This is a genomic window from Clostridium gallinarum, assembly GCF_014836325.1.
Taxonomy (GTDB): domain Bacteria; phylum Bacillota; class Clostridia; order Clostridiales; family Clostridiaceae; genus Clostridium; species Clostridium gallinarum.
Window position 1 is genome coordinate 1 of record NZ_JACSQZ010000134.1, and the last position, 946, is coordinate 946.

The following is a 946-nucleotide window of genomic DNA, read 5'->3' on the forward strand; positions in this document are numbered from 1 at the left end:
TGATAGTGCAAGCTTTTTGTGACATTTAAAATTAATTGCATATTGTTGCTGTAATATTAATATTGTTTCTCCTTATAGTTGGAAAGTATTCCTTCCAGTTATGAGGAGAATATTTTTGTACTAATCTTATCTTAAGTAAATTTTCAACACCTGCTTCGCTCCAACGACAACCGATATCGGTACGCCTATTTATCTCACGCATTTCACGTTCTATAAGACTTGTAGTAATTATATTATTTTTAATATTCCATTCCTTTTCGTTAATAAATATTTTATTATAAGCGTTATACAAATAATTATAAATATTAATCATTTTCATACTTTTAAACCAATACATTAAATCAATATATAAATGTTGGGCTTTTATGAAATTGCTCTCTTTTAATATTTTAGATAAATATGATGATAGCACCACTCGTTCATCTACTGGCATCTTTTCAAAATATAAAAGATGTTTAAGAGTATGAGGAATATGCCACAAACAGCGTTTATGGTTTGCGGTTGGATATACCTGTTCTAATAGGTTATTATACTGAACATCACCGTCAGAAATAACATTACTGCATTTAACTCTTTTAAGTTGTCTTTTTATTGATTTTGTATTATTTGATACTGATAGACCTATAAGTTGCTTAGTATTATATTTTCTACCATCTATTAATTCCGCCCCCGTAGGTGCTAATGCTAAATGAACATCAATACCTCTAGGAGCTCCGCTAGCGTTTACTTTAGTTCCATCTACAAGAATAGTTTCATAGTTACATTGTGTAGGTGAAATTTTTATTGATTCAGCTATACTATTAATCTTATTTCTAACTGTTGTAGCACTTATTTTCTCATTAAGTAACAATTCAATAGAATCAGAAGTATTAGAATAAGATAAATTGCTTGCAATCTTTAATATTTTTTCATCAAACTCATTAGTAATTCTCATTCTAGGTTTAAT

1 protein-coding gene is annotated in these 946 nt (G+C 28.4%); it reads right to left on the reverse strand.

The features are described from left to right. Window positions 1-31: 31 nt before the first annotated feature. Window positions 32-946: transposase (locus tag H9660_RS16135; RefSeq protein ID WP_191751389.1), on the reverse strand; the 915-nt coding region annotated here is incomplete at its 5' end.